Origin of the sequence: Streptomyces sp. NPDC014623 (assembly GCF_043088245.1) — a bacterium.
Classification (GTDB): domain Bacteria; phylum Actinomycetota; class Actinomycetes; order Streptomycetales; family Streptomycetaceae; genus Streptomyces.
On sequence record NZ_JBIBZU010000068.1, the window covers coordinates 1 to 1,032 of the forward strand.

1 protein-coding gene is annotated in these 1,032 nt (G+C 66.8%); it reads left to right on the forward strand.

The window, feature by feature from the left end; translation table 11 throughout:
* The first annotated feature begins 146 nt into the window (after positions 1–146).
* On the forward strand, positions 147–986 hold the full coding sequence (locus ACF1FZ_RS35080) for an IS5 family transposase (RefSeq protein WP_391777415.1): 840 nt from the start codon (positions 147–149) through the stop codon (positions 984–986).
* Positions 987–1,032: the final 46 nt, after the last annotated feature.

Consider the following 1,032-nt stretch of genomic DNA (forward strand, 5'->3'; position numbering starts at 1 on the left):
CCGGTGGTGCTGGTGGGGTGTTGATGCCGTGGTCTCGCCCGCACTCCTCCTGTTTCATCCCAGGACGCGCCGTCGTGCACCGTTCGCTTCGCGCGCCTGATGCATGCGCCTGGGCCGGATCCGCGGCCGGCCGGTACTCCAGAATCATGACTGAGCGCCGTCGCTGTCCAAGGGACCTCTCCGATGCCCGATGGGAGCTGGTCGAGCCCGTCCTGACCACCTGGCGGGCAGAGCGCCGAGGCCGCGGGCTGGACATCGGCAGGCCACCGAGTCACGACCTGCGAAGCCTGCTGGACGCGGTCCTCTACGTGAACCGCACCGGGATCCCCTGGCGCTATCTGCCGCACGACTACCCCCACTGGAACACCGTCTACGCCTACTTCGCCCGCTGGCAGGAAGAAGGCGTCTTCGACCAGCTCAACAGCCTGCTCCGCCGCCAAGTCCGCAGGCAGGAAGGCCGGGACGGTGATCCGACCGCCTGCGTCATCGACTCCCGGAGCGTCAAGACCTCCACCAACGTCCCCGCCGCTGGGCAAGGCATCGACGCGGGCAAGAGGATCGTCGGCCGCAAGAGGAGCATCGTCATCGACACCCTCGGACTCCTCCTCGGCGTACTGGTCACCGCAGCCAGCGTGCAGGACTCGACCGCCGGCCGAACTCTCATCGAACAGATCGCCGCAGAGCATCCCACCATCCGCAAAACCTGGGTCGACGGCGGCTACCGCCAGCACCTCGTCGAGCACGCCGCCACCCTCGGCATCGACATGCACATCGTCCGCCGCGACCCCACCACCAGGGGATTTACCGTCCTGCCCCGCCGCTGGACCGTCGAGCGGACCCTGGGATGGCTCATGAACCACCGACGTCTGGCCCGCGACTACGAAGCCCACCCACACCGGTCCGAAGCCATGATCCACCTTGCAATGATCAACCTCATGACCCGCAGACTCACCGCAGAATCCACCCCCACATGGCGCGGAGCATGAACCACCCGCAACCACGCAATCCGGGATGAAACAACGGGACGAAACA

Excerpts from the sequence above, each read along its gene's own strand:
- ACF1FZ_RS35080 (WP_391777415.1), top strand. The coding sequence starts at position 147 with ATGACTGAGCGCCGTCGCTGTCCAAGGGACCTCTCCGATGCCCGATGG.